The following is a 12,334-nucleotide window of genomic DNA, read 5'->3' on the forward strand; positions in this document are numbered from 1 at the left end:
AGCAAGGAGCGCACATTGAGAATTCATCACGACAATAAAGCCCAAAGACTTTACCGCCGGGTCAACACGACCACGCGGCATCGCTCGAACCACCCAGGCGCCGAGTATCGCCACGAAAGGAATAAAAAAAAGCTGCCTGCTGAAATGCTGCCGCAGCGCGAATCTATGCACGGCAGGCATCAGCGCGGGCTGGATTATTCCCCGTTGTTTTACTTTCTGCTCAGCAAGCTTGGGCAATGCTGGGATGAGGTGTACAGCGAGGCAAAAAGCCGGTTAGATAAACCCGAGCCCATATTCTGGATGGTGGCGCAGCATGAGCACCAGCAGCGCGAGTATGTTTGCTGCGGCGAGTTTAGCTTTTTCCCTGGCTTGTTTATTGATGAACAGGGAATGCTCCAACAGGTTAATCCGCAAATTTCAGCAGAGGATATCCCGGTAACGTGCCGTTGCTGCACGCATACTTTTCTTGGGGAAGTCGTGCCGTGGCGAGAAGAGTGAGCATTGAATTAAAACGAGTCAGCGTGAAGCGCCTTGCCCGGTAACGTAGCCCGTGTTGCCCCATGATGAAACGCTGCATATGGGCGGCGGATTTGCTCAAAGGCGCGCGGGAACGTCAACTGGGGAACAGGGTACAAAGAGCCGCCTTACGGCGACGATCCACATGACCAGTTTTGGATAAAAGCAGGGAATTGATTACGCGAGGAAAGGTAGCCGGACTGTCTGGTACGTCGTTAATTTAACATAATATACATTATGCGCACCGGGATAACGCTACGTGAAAACTATGACTTACCGGCGGTTCATCAATACGTTTTGGAAAAATACGATGAAAACCAGCTTGTCGCAAAGCTTAGCTCGCTGCATCAGCCCTGGCGGCTGAAGTCTATCAAATCGTTGCCGATAACCTCTACAGTGCTGTTTAACCCTTGATGGTGTTTGCATGAATAAAATTCTTCCACTGTTCGCTTTAGGCTTTTCCTTTTGCAGTTCCGCTACTGTAGATCCCGGACCGGGAACATATGTGTGTGATATCCGCATAACCAGTTCCTGAACTGAAACGCTGGTATTGCCGGAAGCGGCGCTTGTTCAGGATCATGGCAGTGACTATCAGGTGAAAATGCTCGGTAACGAAGTGGCGTCGCCAGAACTGGCAAGCGTGATGGGCGGAGTCAAACAGCAGGCCACCGTTAACGGGGTGACATTTTTCAGGCGAGCTAAATATGACGATCGCTTTATCATTGAAAACACCAACACGGGCTTCTTTTATCGCCTGAGGCACTGCAAAAAAATGTAGGGCGCCGCCAAAAACAGATAGCGGCGCCCTTTTCTTTCATTAATATCACCCCGTTCATGCCGGTAAACTGCCAGCCGCAACAACATTCCCGGCCATACCGCACGGCGAATGTTCAGGGAGCGAAAATCGCTCTGACGCAGCCGTCTTCCTTGTGCTTGAACATTTCATAGCCGCGCGGCGCGTCCTCCAGCGAAAAACGGTGCGTTGCCATAAAGGCCGGATTCAGCTCGTTTTTCGCCACGTGATCCAGCAGCCGATGCATATAGCGCTGGCCATGCTGCTGCGCGGTGCGGATAGTCAGGCTTTTATTGATCATCAGCCCCAGCGGAAATTTATCCATCACGCCATATACGCCAAGAATGGCGATATTGCCGCCTTTGCGACAGGCATAGAGCGCCTGACGCAGCGCCGCGCCGACGTCCGTTTCCAGATGCAGCAGCTGTTTGGTTTTGTCGTATACCTGGCTTAAACCTTCACCTCGCGCCTCCATACCGACCGCATCGATGCAGCTGTCCGGGCCGCGTCCGCCGGTAAGTTCCAGCAGCGCCTCGTTGATATCCACCTGGGTATAATCCAGCGTGATGCTGCCGGCATAGTCGCGCGCCATCGCCAGCCGCTCCGGATAGCGATCGATGCCGATAACCTGATGCGCACCCATCAGCCATGCGCTCTGCTGCGCCATCAGGCCAACGCCGCCACAGCCCCAGACCACCACGGTGTCGCCAGGATGGATATTGCAGAAATCCGCGCCCATATAGCCCGTGGGCGCGGCGTCGGACAGAAACAGCGCCTGCTCATCGGTTACGCCATCCGGGATCACAAAGCAGTCGTTATCAGCAAAAGGTACGCGAACGTATTCGGCATGGGAACCTGCGTAGCCGCCAAAAGCGTGGCTGTAGGCATAAATGCCACCGGTCGGATGGCCCAGCACCGTCTCGCCTTTTTCCCATTGGGGATGGGTGTTATCGCAGCAGGAAGGCAGCTCATGCTGGCAATACCAGCAGGAACCGCAGGAAATAAAGGAAGGAACCACCACCCGATCGCCACGGCGGATATTTTTCACCGCGCTGCCTACTTCAACCACCTCGCCCATAAATTCATGACCAAGGATATCGCCCTCGCGCATGCTGGGGATCAGCCCGTCGATAACATGCAAATCGGAGCCGCAGGTGGTGGTCAGGATAACGCGAATAATGGCATCGTGAGGATTAAGCAGACCGGGATCCGCCACTGTTTCAACGCTGAGATCGTTAACGCCATTCCAGCAGAGTGCGCGCATTTATTTCTCCTTATCCTGACGTTCGGCATGGCGGCCAGCGGGCTGACCGTTAATCGTAGGGATCTCTCCGGTTTCGGCGAGGCTTTTAAAGCGATGCAGCGCGATGCTGGCAATCTCTTTAGGCAGCAGATCGAAAAAGGTGGTCACTTTTTTACCCAGGGTGCCGCCAGGCGGCGTGAAAGTCAGGGTTAATGCCAGCTCGGTTCCCCATTCGCCGGGCGCCGGCGTCAGCACCAGCTTGCCCTCGTTAGGGATATCAGCGCCTTCCAGCGACTGCCAGGCAATAATCTCACCCGGCTGCGCCTCTACGATACGGCTTTCCCAGGCATATTTTTTCCCGAGCGGGCCATCGATCTGCCAGTGCGCATCGCTTTTATTGATCGGCGTGACCTTTGCGAAATGGCTCATAATGCGCGGCAAGGTATCCGGCGCCAGCCAGAGAGCAAAAAGATCGGTGGCGGGAAGTCCTATGGATATCCAGCGGCGGAGCGTCAGTTCTTTAGCGGATTCAGGTAGCAGTTTTCTGGCCAAATGTTCCCCCTGTAAGGTACAAAAAGCGGTGTTCGATGTAGTTGAGTTAAGTTCAGAAAGGCGAATACTGCGAGCGAAATTGCGCTGTGCAGACGCAACAGGCGCCGGGCTATCCCCGGCAGGATTTATTGCTGGCTATTTTGCCAGTGCTGCTCGCAGTGCTCCCTGGCTTCGGCAGGCAGATCGCGCAGGTCCGGCAGGCTGTCGCCGGAGCCGTAACCCATCGCTTCGGTGGCTTCTTTCTGTTCATCCTCTGCGGCAAAGCTGAGCGTCTCATCCAGCTTTTGCCAGCCGCCGTCGTCTTTGCGGTAAATTACCGCATGGGTTGGCGTGCTCTCGTCATCGCCATAAATTTCATATTTCTGCACCGGCGCGTCTTCCGGGCCAAACTGTAGCGTGTCGATCAGAACTGAATCAGCCATCTTGCTTCTCCTCTGTAATTGAAAAGTAAGGGTAGTCTAAAGATTCAGGTGCTGTCAGGCGGATAGCGAAGCGAGGATGGTGGCCAGGCCCTGAGGATAGATAATCTCAGCGGTGGTCTGTAACTCAGCCATGTGCCACCAGCGGTGGTCGCTGATAACACGCTTTTCATTACGACTCCAGCCGTGAGTGCTGATGGCGTGGCTTTGTACCCGCACCACGTAAAATTTTTCCAGCGCCCTGACCTTCTCGCCATCCGGCAGCGTCATGACAAAACTTTGTTGCGCGATGCTGCTGCCCATATCGGCACAAACAATCCCGGTTTCTTCACGCAGCTCTCTGATGGCAGCCTGAGCAAAAGATTCGCCCTGCTCAACGCCGCCGCCGGGCGTTGCCCAATAGGTCTGTCCCGCCAGCGCATCCGTTGTGTGGCGATATCTGAACAGCAATATCCGCTGGCCTTCATTAAGGATCAAAAGCCGGGCTGCCGGACGAACACGCATTTTTATTTCCTTTCAGATTGGTAAGTCAGGCCGTGGCTGTCCGCAAGTAATTCAAAGATTTCTGATGATGATAAAGGGCCGGCAAGGATCACGCTGATCCAGTGTCCTTTATTCATATGATAAGCGGGCAGAATGCCCTCTTTCAGACGCAGCGAACCGATGTGCTCCGGCCTGACTTTTACGTTAAGGATATCTACCCTCTCTTCATGCTTCAGCCCCAGTTTTGTACCGGGCACGTTCATGACGATAGCGAACCATTTCTTGCCATTGGCATGACGAAGTACGGCATAACCCGGCTGGCTGCGCCAAAGGTATTCCGGTTCTGACTTAAAGTTTTCCCGAACGTAGCTGAATAATGTCTCTCTTTCCATGACGTCTCCTGCCACAAAAAATCGTCCCGGGATTATGCCCCTGCTGCGGCGGAATGGCGAAGAAATTTGCCATAAAAAAGGCCGTGTTCGACACGACCTTGCCACTGATTTACGCGGTATTTTTAATGCCGAGCAGCACCAGAATGCCGCCGGCAACAAGCCCTGCCGCCGCCAGCAGCAGTGCCGGTTCCAACGAATGAAACAGCGTCACGCTTAACGACGACATCAGCGGGCCAATCAGCTGCCCCGTTGCGTAACCGGAAGTCAGTACCGCTACCGTCCGCGCCACGGCACCCTGCGTAACTTCACGCGCCAGCCGCATCGAAAGCTGCATGATGGAAAGAAAACCCAGCCCGGTTAACAGCGTGGCGATAAGCAGCCCCTTCGCATCATGGAAAAAAACCACGCTGGCGACGCCCGCGCCCTGCACTATCATGGCCGTAGCCAGCGCAGGCTGCGTACGGATACGCGCGGCAAAGGCAATAACCAGCAGCACGCCCGCTACCGCCGCCAGCCCAAACAGCGGCCAGAAAAAGGCGGCCTGGTTGCCCGCCAGCACCAGCTGTGTCCAGGAGGTCACGATAATCAGCGCCCACGCGCCGCCCACGCCAGAAACAAAGCGGAACAGGCATTGCAGCATAAAGCTGGAGGTAGCGGCGGAGAGCAGCGTAACCAGCACCGTCGCCATCAGGCCCGTTTTTAAATAAAAGGTATGATGGCGTTTTAATTTACTGACGTGGATGGCGCCCAGCAAATAGCCGATGTAGTTCATCGCCGCCAGGATCCCCGCGCTGGAAAGCGTAAGAAAGCCATCCTCAATCATTAAAGGGATTTGTGGCGTTAAAGAAAAACGGCCAATGCCCATCACGGCGACAAGGGTAATGATCCCCTTAAGGAGGCGTAAGTATTCCGTATTTTCTTTGCCAGTGGACAATGCTTATTTAAATAAAATTGCGCTATTCTGCGCTTTTATGAATTCTACAAATCAGACAGGGAGTCAGCATGATAATCAGTCCACCGTTTGTCCGTCCCCGGAACGCCGGAGAAAGCGATCCGTCATGGGTCAACAGAATGATGCCCGTGGATATAAACCGGGATTTCCCGCTCAACCGGCATGCGTCATGGCACGGTGGTGTGCATGTTCTCCACACCGACCGCCGCGAGGAAGGCTACGACCGCATTGAGTTCGTCCGCGCCATTGCGGACGGGGAGGTTGTTTCTTTTCGTTCTCCGTCTTCCACAGACAAACGCGATGCATTCCCGCTGAATTATGATGGCAGAACCAATGACGGGTACGTGCTGCTGAAGCATCAGACCGATATCGGTGAAAACTGTAGCGTCGTGTATTACTCCCTGTACATGCATCTCATGGACCGGCTGGACCCGTCAATCAGGGCCGGCGCAAGAGTCTGGCGCAAGGACCGCATCGGGCAGAGCGGTACGGTGGATAACGTGAATGCTTTTCACTTTGAGGTGTTCTGTGACAACGAAAACATGCTGAAACTGACCGGGCGCACCATGCCTGAACTCGATATCACCCGTGACGGCAGAACCGATACCCTATACGGCGATATCCATTTTTATCTGCCACCCGGTACACACTTTTATGAATCGGTGTCTGACGCGGCCTCACCGGACACGAACCGCCTGAATACAGTTCATACCACCACGGAACCACTCTTCGTCAGCATGACTTTCGGAAAAGGCGACTGCTCGATGATTACCCGCAGGCAGAACACCACCACCGAGGCACGTTTCGACATGGTGGGGGAGCCGCTGGTGAATGCCGATGCTGACCAGCTTGATAATGGCCAGGTTACTGTGCTGAAGTATGAGTACAACCTGTACAATACGGCTAAACGTCTGTACCCCCAGAACCCATCAGCTGGGTTTGAATTGCTTCGTTTCGGGCGGGTCATCAGTACTGAACATGAAACCCTGACGCCCGCTGATGCCCCGCTGTGGCGTACCGTCAGCTTCCCCGGCGGAACGGGCATAGTCAATCTGGCCTCCCCTGACATCAAAAAATTCAGCGATGCCGACTTCCCGCACTGGATGGGGTGGCGGATGGTGGACGATGACACGGACAACAACAGCCAGTGTAATTCTCCCCTTATCGCCGGATTACAGGACAGCGGGCATTTCAGTGACCTGAGTAGCCATCTGGTCTGCCGTTTTCCGCTGGAGTGGAATGCCGCCACCTTTGACCCGCGCTATGTTTGGTTGAAAATGGGGGCTGACGATACCCCTGCCATGTCAGAAGAAGACTTTGACCGGCTGAAAAGTCATGCTTCGGCGCTGTGTTTTGACACGGGCGAACTCGGTACAAGCAGGATGTGGCATTTTCATCCGACGGCTTTTATTGCCCATTTCCGCAAGTGCTGTTGGATAAGTAAGCAGGAGCTAAAACAACTTATCCCCCTGAACGTGATAAGAATGGCTCGTCGTAATAGTTATCTCTGGGAACCAATAGTCTATAGAGATGCGACTGGAAGTATGGCTGATAGTATTCGTATTCACCTGAATAAGGGAATGCAAAAATATCTGATCAATACACCTCTGCGTATTGCCTGCTTCCTTGGGAATGCTATACAGGAAACGCAGTGGTTAACCCAAAGAGAAGAGGCTAGAAGCCGACAAATTTGGTATTATCCATGGCATGGGCGAGGGTTATTGCAACTAACCAGCCCAAGTAACTACTTTGACTACTTTAGTTTTCGTGTCCTCATATACACTAATGATATAAAAAGTAGATTATCTACAGAATACAATCGTCTGTATGCAAACAGAAATATCAGACAAACAGACAATCATCTGTCAGATACAGAAAATGATATTCCTCATAATGTTATTACGTGGAGAAATAACGTCAGTAGTAACGATTATGACGTCGTTGGCAGTGCTGGTTTTTATTGGGTTTCGGCTTATATGGCTTATCATTCAGATGCAGAGCATGAGCTTGAAAGATGTAGCTTAAATACAAACTCCAGACTAAAAATATACTACCGTAGTCCTGCCTTCTGGAAGGCCAGTGCTTCAGTTAATCTACCTGGAAGAATAAACACTCTATACTCAACAGCCCTCAATGGATTCAATGATCGCTGCTGCGTATACGGCAGTGCTATTTCAGTACTCACTGAGCAAAAATTCCCAGACAACAATGGCAATGCAATAGTCGAAAAACCTGAATCAAACCAGTTAAGGAGAGGGTGATGAACAGAGTTCTATTATTTCCAATTTTAATTTTCTTTATCGCATCTCCACTTTTCGCTGCTCAACTACGCAGCCAGCATGATGTAGAGCCTGACAATTCTGCATTAACATTACTTCATAATACCATGGCAGAGATGCTTCAAAACGAACCAAGACAAGGGCTGGAAAAAATAGCAGATAAATTTCCATTAACAAACCACACTGAATTTACAATCAACACTGAAGCATCAATAAAAACAATCAAAAAGCCCTCCACTAAGATTAGTAATGATGAATGGCAGGCTTTTATCAACACAACTTTCAGTGCTGACTCGGAAAATGGAGAGGTTAATTGCAAACTTGTTGATCTTGATGGTGATGGAGAGCGAGATCTCATTATTAGTAACTACTCAGGAGGGACTGGGTTATTTAGTTACACAGGGGTTCTAAAACGGGTTGGTAATAAATTCGTCGATATAAATAACAATGCTGAAAATGACACTCAGGTTATAACAGGTGCTCTATATTCAGAAAATGGGCGCGGAGCCAATCAGTGGGGTCAGTGGGTTCGCATTAATGACCGAGTCTATGCACTTTGGTTTAATGGTGAATATGATGAAGACACCTTTTATTTATTGCGGCCATTTAATACAGACAATAAAATTCCAAGTATAACCATTTATTATCAGTACGAATACGATAACTCCTCGATTGAACCGCAAGACGAAGGAAAGCAGTTAAATCCAGCATTAAACGATCACGACAAAAATCAGTTAATTAAATCACTCAATACTAAGAAGTATTATTTCAATAAGCAAAAAGAAGAACAAGAGACTATTTGCCCAATCCCAGCAGGTACATCATCTGAAGATGCAGCGAATTATAGGACTGAAATTGCTGGAAGTTATGTCACTCAACCTGTCGCAGTTATCCCTGTTTGGTTGCACGGGACGTGTTTCATCGGTTCTGTTGAAAGCTATTTTGGTCGTGGTGAGCTAATGACTATTAGTTCACCGAAAGATTTGAATATCATTGGCACTTACTCGATTACGGGGTTACGCCATATAAAATCAATAAAAAGTGGATGGAAATCCAGAGAGGAAAACATTCCCTTATAATCGGAACTTTTGAAGATTCAGAGGAACCGGCTGAGCATAACATCCTCTGTCAGCGACAGTAGTAAGATACTGCGGCGTTGATGGAGGCCCGCTGGCCAAATTTAAAATAAATATAAACAATGAATTATCGTCTTACCGTACATTTCCTTTCCATTGGACCTCAAATCCCTAAACAGCTAAGGTTCTCGCAAGCAAAAGGATCTAATAAGGATCTTTTTGCTTGCCTTGGCTTACCATAATCTCTTAGCGTGAGTTTTCGTTCCATTGAGCGTCAGACCCCAATATGGATATTCTCTACTGGAACGAAGCGGCCAGAAGCCAGATTTTTGACTGGTCGACTATCCCCGAAGACGATCGTAACTCGCTGAAGCTGATGTTTATCAGCGACGACTATAAGCAAAAAATCCATCACTGGGAGCTGGCCGCGCAGCATACTATTGCCGCCTTTCGCACCTATTACGCTGCCAGCAACTATGCAGAAGATTTCGGGCGGGTGATTGACGATCTTACCGCCCGCAGCGAGGCGTTCCGGGAGATGTGGCATCGTCAGGACGTCAGCAAGTTCGGCACGGGCAACAAGGCTATTATCGATAGCCAGGGAAAAATCAGTCATTACACCTATAGCGCGCTGGAAGTGGAAAGCGCGCCGGGTATCTTTCTTATCTTTTATCTTTGCCGCGCTTCAGAACAGCCATAACCCTTATTTACAGGGCGTACGCGCCCTCTTCTTTTTCAGTTTTATTGATTAAGAATGGCAAAACTATCGGCTTTCAAACCCGCACCAACGCGCTTATCATTCCTTACATCAAGGCGACATGCCTTTAAATCTGATAATTAAAGTAAGGAACCTTCCATGAAAGCCATCAAAAAATTAGTTGTTTTTACCGCCCTTTCACTGATCTCTTCCGTGAGCTTCGCCCAAAGCGTCACCGCCTGTGCTTCCACCCTGGACGCCGCCGAAGCGCAGATTTCAGCTCAGGCAAAAGCGGCCAACGCCTCTTACCGCATTACCGAAGCCAATTATAACAACGGCGTTCATATGACCGCGGTTCTTTCTGCTAAAGAGTAATAGCCAGCTATGGCCTCCGTTACTGGCGGCGCAACTTCATTGCTGTCCGCCCAAATGTTATGTTATAACATTTAAAAATTACGGGACGGAGGATGGTATGTTGGCGGCAAAAGTAAAAAACGTGGGCCTGGCGCTAGGCGCCCTGCTGATGTGCGGACAGGTTTTTGCACATGGTGCCCACTCGCACGGTAAGCCATTGAGCGAAACCGAACAGAAAGCGGCGGAAGGCGTTTTTAATAACCAGGACGTTAAGGAAAGAAGCCTGACGGACTGGGACGGCGTCTGGCAGTCGGTCTACCCTCTGCTGGACAGCGGCGAGCTTGATCCCGTGCTGCAAAAGAAAGCCGAAAAAGATAAAAGCAAAACCGTTGAGCAGCTTAAAGCGTATTACCGCAAGGGCTATGCCACCGATATCGATACGCTGGCGATTGAAAACGATGTTATCGAGTTTCGTCGCGGCGACCAGGCCAGCAGCTGTCACTATCACTACAAGGGTCATCAGATCCTGACGTATGCTTCGGGAAAAAAAGGCGTTCGCTATCTGTTTGAATGCCGCGACGCCAACAGCAAGGCACCAAAATACGTGCAGTTCAGCGATCACACCATTGCGCCCCGCCAATCGGCTCACTTCCATATTTTTATGGGCAACACCTCTCAGGAAGCGTTGCTGAAGGAAATGGACAACTGGCCTACTTTTTATCCGTGGCAGCTGACCAACGCTCAGGTGGTTGATGAGATGCTGCATCACTAAAAAAACGGCCCGGTTAATACCGGGCCGGATAAATAGTTAGCCGCGAAAAACAGGCAGCCAGCCAAGCCAGCTCAGTGTCCACGCCAGCACGTTCAGCCCGCCAAACAGCATTACAACGACAATGGCTACATTTTGCCTGCCGGCGTGCGTGGTCGCTTCCGGAAACTTCTGCTGCGCTTTACGCGCCAGCAGCGCAGGCACAATCACCGCCCACAGCGTGGCGAACAGACCGGCAAAGCCAATCGCGGCGATAAAGCCGTTCGGAAACCACAGGGAAGCGCACAGCGCCGGTAAAAACGTCAGACAGGCCGTTTTTAATCGGCCCAGCCGCGTATCCGCCATCTGCAATCGGTCGGCAATAAAATCAAACAGCCCTGCCGTCACGCCAAGAAACGAGCAGATCACCGCGAAGTGTGAGAAGACATCCATCAGCAGTGCCAGCGCGCTGACGTGCAGATAGCGCCGTAAGGCCGCCATCAGCGCCTCGATATCCCCGCCCGCATCGATAATGGCAGGGAAAGAGGCGCGCGGAAGATTGCCCATCGTGCCGGTCAGCCAGAACAGATAGATCACCAGCGACATAAAAGTCCCCAGCATCAGCGCTCGATTTACCTGTTTTTTATCACCCGCATAGTAGCCGATCAGGCCGCTGATATTGCCGTGATAGCCGAAGGAGGCAAGGCAGAACGGCAGCACCGCCAGCGTATAAGGCCAGTAGGCCTGCCCGGAGGCGCCGCTGTTAGCCAGCGTGGCAATATCCAGCTGCGTCAACAGCCCGCCAAACAGCGTCACCAGCAGCAGGATTTTCGCCAGCACGCAAAAGGTCATCAGTCGGCTGACGCCTTTGGTGCCCAGCCAGACCACTGCCGCCACGCACAGCGTGAGCATGATTTTGGCGTCCGCCACGGAAAGATGCAGACCCGCGCGATTTAAAGAGCTCTGGTAGACCGGCCCGCTGGCGGAGATATAGGCATAGGTAAGAATGCCCAGCACAAACAGAATGCTCAGCCCGTTTACGGCCGCCCAGCCGCGTCCGAGCAAGTCGCGCGTGATGGTATCGAAACCGGCGCCCAGCGGATAATGCTGGCTGGCCTGCACAAACAGTAATCCTGTCAACAACATGCAGACCCAGCTGACCATCAGGATCAGCAATGACCAGCCGTACCAGGCGCCGGCCATGACCACGGGAAGCGTAAACATACCGGCGCCAACCACGGTTCCGCAGATGATCATCGCGCCCCACCATACCGAAGGCCGATGGCGGGCTAACGAACTCTCCCTCATAAGTTTCCTGCTAAATAAATGACGTTAAGCCCGCAATTCTACTGCAAATGCCCCGCTATAACTGTACATAATTCCGCCCGACGGCGAAAAACCGCACGCGGCTGAATTGAGGGGACGATTTTGCCGAGTTTCAGGAACGTTTTGCAAAGGGAGTTGTTATACTGCGGCGCACTATTTGCTTGTGGAAACGGGTTATGAAACGGAAAGAAACAAAGCGGTTTATCGCCGCGCTGGCTGTTGTGCTGGTTATCGCACTTACCGTGATGTCGAAAGTAATGATCGGCGGCGCGATTGACGAATACCATATTCCTTTACACGACTGGTCAGCGGGCATGCTGGCGCCACAGCTGTTTATGATCGCCGTCTATTCGCTGGTCTTTACCGGCCTGCTGGCTATTCCGCTCTGGTACTGGTTTTTGGGCGAAAATGTTGACTCAACGCATCATTGAATCGCATTCAACGAAAATAAGATATTGATTTAAAATAGTTTATTTGAGAAGCCAGCGACAACGCGCCATTGAA

Annotated in this window: 15 protein-coding genes; 8 read left to right on the forward strand and 7 right to left on the reverse strand. The window is 51.5% G+C overall.

Going from position 1 to position 12,334, the window contains the following annotated elements; translation table 11 throughout:
* The first annotated feature begins 15 nt into the window (after nucleotides 1–15).
* Nucleotides 16–498: a hypothetical protein gene (locus tag ACVWZ0_RS11480; protein WP_253460976.1), complete on the forward strand. Its 483-nt coding sequence runs from the start codon at nucleotides 16–18 to the stop codon at nucleotides 496–498.
* Nucleotides 499–1,066: 568 nt separating this feature from the next.
* Nucleotides 1,067–1,294, forward strand: coding sequence for a hypothetical protein (locus ACVWZ0_RS11485; protein ID WP_253454079.1), 228 nt, complete (start codon nucleotides 1,067–1,069; stop codon nucleotides 1,292–1,294).
* A 112-nt stretch (nucleotides 1,295–1,406) separates the two neighbouring features.
* Here ACVWZ0_RS11485 and ACVWZ0_RS11490 read toward each other — a convergent pair whose 3' ends face one another.
* The 6 genes from ACVWZ0_RS11490 to ACVWZ0_RS11515 all read right to left on the reverse strand — a co-directional run bounded on the left by ACVWZ0_RS11490 (nucleotide 1,407) and on the right by ACVWZ0_RS11515 (nucleotide 5,332).
* The gene (locus ACVWZ0_RS11490) at nucleotides 1,407–2,573 is read right to left on the reverse strand and encodes a zinc-dependent alcohol dehydrogenase (protein ID WP_253454077.1); all 1,167 of its coding nucleotides are present in this window, start codon (nucleotides 2,571–2,573) and stop codon (nucleotides 1,407–1,409) included.
* Nucleotides 2,574–3,104: an SRPBCC family protein gene (locus ACVWZ0_RS11495; protein ID WP_253454075.1), complete on the reverse strand. Its 531-nt coding sequence runs from the start codon at nucleotides 3,102–3,104 to the stop codon at nucleotides 2,574–2,576. It abuts the gene before it with no gap.
* Nucleotides 3,105–3,229: 125 nt separating this feature from the next.
* Nucleotides 3,230–3,526 (reverse strand): hypothetical protein, encoded by a 297-nt coding sequence (locus ACVWZ0_RS11500; RefSeq protein WP_253454074.1) that lies wholly within the window; start codon nucleotides 3,524–3,526, stop codon nucleotides 3,230–3,232.
* A 54-nt stretch (nucleotides 3,527–3,580) separates the two neighbouring features.
* Nucleotides 3,581–4,027 carry an NUDIX hydrolase gene (locus tag ACVWZ0_RS11505; protein WP_253454072.1) on the reverse strand — a complete coding sequence of 149 codons (447 nt, stop codon included), beginning with the start codon at nucleotides 4,025–4,027 and terminating at the stop codon, nucleotides 3,581–3,583.
* A gap of 2 nt (nucleotides 4,028–4,029) precedes the next feature.
* Entirely contained in the window at nucleotides 4,030–4,398 is a 369-nt protein-coding gene (locus tag ACVWZ0_RS11510; protein WP_253454070.1) for an MmcQ/YjbR family DNA-binding protein, read from the reverse strand.
* 109 nt (nucleotides 4,399–4,507) lie between these two features.
* Complete coding sequence (locus tag ACVWZ0_RS11515) at nucleotides 4,508–5,332, reverse strand: YbfB/YjiJ family MFS transporter (RefSeq protein ID WP_301289466.1); 825 nt, start codon at nucleotides 5,330–5,332, stop codon at nucleotides 4,508–4,510.
* A 68-nt stretch (nucleotides 5,333–5,400) separates the two neighbouring features.
* On the opposite strand from ACVWZ0_RS11515, the gene ACVWZ0_RS11520 reads away from it, so the two are divergent.
* The 5 genes from ACVWZ0_RS11520 to zinT all read left to right on the forward strand — a co-directional run bounded on the left by ACVWZ0_RS11520 (nucleotide 5,401) and on the right by zinT (nucleotide 10,528).
* Nucleotides 5,401–7,611 carry a M23 family metallopeptidase gene (locus ACVWZ0_RS11520; RefSeq protein ID WP_253454066.1) on the forward strand — a complete coding sequence of 737 codons (2,211 nt, stop codon included), beginning with the start codon at nucleotides 5,401–5,403 and terminating at the stop codon, nucleotides 7,609–7,611.
* Entirely contained in the window at nucleotides 7,611–8,708 is a 1,098-nt protein-coding gene (locus ACVWZ0_RS11525; protein WP_253454064.1) for a hypothetical protein, read from the forward strand. Before ACVWZ0_RS11520 ends, ACVWZ0_RS11525 begins: the two co-directional genes overlap by 1 nt.
* A 283-nt stretch (nucleotides 8,709–8,991) precedes the next feature.
* On the forward strand, nucleotides 8,992–9,405 hold the full coding sequence (locus ACVWZ0_RS11530) for an MmyB family transcriptional regulator (protein ID WP_253454062.1): 414 nt from the start codon (nucleotides 8,992–8,994) through the stop codon (nucleotides 9,403–9,405).
* Nucleotides 9,406–9,561: 156 nt separating this feature from the next.
* Complete coding sequence (locus tag ACVWZ0_RS11535; protein ID WP_253454060.1) at nucleotides 9,562–9,777, forward strand: YdgH/BhsA/McbA family protein; 216 nt, start codon at nucleotides 9,562–9,564, stop codon at nucleotides 9,775–9,777.
* Nucleotides 9,778–9,874: 97 nt separating this feature from the next.
* Complete coding sequence (zinT, locus tag ACVWZ0_RS11540; protein ID WP_370734059.1) at nucleotides 9,875–10,528, forward strand: metal-binding protein ZinT; 654 nt, start codon at nucleotides 9,875–9,877, stop codon at nucleotides 10,526–10,528.
* Nucleotides 10,529–10,564: 36 nt separating this feature from the next.
* Here zinT and ACVWZ0_RS11545 read toward each other — a convergent pair whose 3' ends face one another.
* The gene (locus tag ACVWZ0_RS11545; protein ID WP_253454058.1) at nucleotides 10,565–11,812 is read right to left on the reverse strand and encodes an aromatic amino acid transporter; all 1,248 of its coding nucleotides are present in this window, start codon (nucleotides 11,810–11,812) and stop codon (nucleotides 10,565–10,567) included.
* 194 nt (nucleotides 11,813–12,006) lie between these two features.
* Here ACVWZ0_RS11545 and ACVWZ0_RS11550 point away from each other — a divergent pair, with 194 nt between their 5' ends.
* Nucleotides 12,007–12,261, forward strand: a complete 255-nt coding sequence (locus ACVWZ0_RS11550) for a DUF2534 family protein (RefSeq protein WP_253454056.1) — start codon at nucleotides 12,007–12,009, stop codon at nucleotides 12,259–12,261.
* Nucleotides 12,262–12,334: the final 73 nt, after the last annotated feature.

The organism is Erwinia sp. TECH1, from assembly GCF_054057575.1.

Bases quoted from the DNA above. Each gene is read 5' to 3' on its own strand.
- ACVWZ0_RS11490 (WP_253454077.1), bottom strand. From the start codon at position 2,573: ATGCGCGCACTCTGCTGGAATGGCGTTAACGATCTCAGCGTTGAAACA.
- ACVWZ0_RS11500 (WP_253454074.1), bottom strand. From the start codon at position 3,526: ATGGCTGATTCAGTTCTGATCGACACGCTACAGTTTGGCCCGGAAGAC.
- ACVWZ0_RS11505 (WP_253454072.1), bottom strand. From the start codon at position 4,027: ATGCGTGTTCGTCCGGCAGCCCGGCTTTTGATCCTTAATGAAGGCCAG.
- ACVWZ0_RS11510 (WP_253454070.1), bottom strand. From the start codon at position 4,398: ATGGAAAGAGAGACATTATTCAGCTACGTTCGGGAAAACTTTAAGTCA.
- ACVWZ0_RS11520 (WP_253454066.1), top strand. From the start codon at position 5,401: ATGATAATCAGTCCACCGTTTGTCCGTCCCCGGAACGCCGGAGAAAGC.
- ACVWZ0_RS11525 (WP_253454064.1), top strand. From the start codon at position 7,611: ATGAACAGAGTTCTATTATTTCCAATTTTAATTTTCTTTATCGCATCT.
- ACVWZ0_RS11530 (WP_253454062.1), top strand. From the start codon at position 8,992: ATGGATATTCTCTACTGGAACGAAGCGGCCAGAAGCCAGATTTTTGAC.
- ACVWZ0_RS11535 (WP_253454060.1), top strand. From the start codon at position 9,562: ATGAAAGCCATCAAAAAATTAGTTGTTTTTACCGCCCTTTCACTGATC.
- zinT (WP_370734059.1), top strand. From the start codon at position 9,875: ATGTTGGCGGCAAAAGTAAAAAACGTGGGCCTGGCGCTAGGCGCCCTG.
- ACVWZ0_RS11545 (WP_253454058.1), bottom strand. From the start codon at position 11,812: ATGAGGGAGAGTTCGTTAGCCCGCCATCGGCCTTCGGTATGGTGGGGC.
- ACVWZ0_RS11550 (WP_253454056.1), top strand. From the start codon at position 12,007: ATGAAACGGAAAGAAACAAAGCGGTTTATCGCCGCGCTGGCTGTTGTG.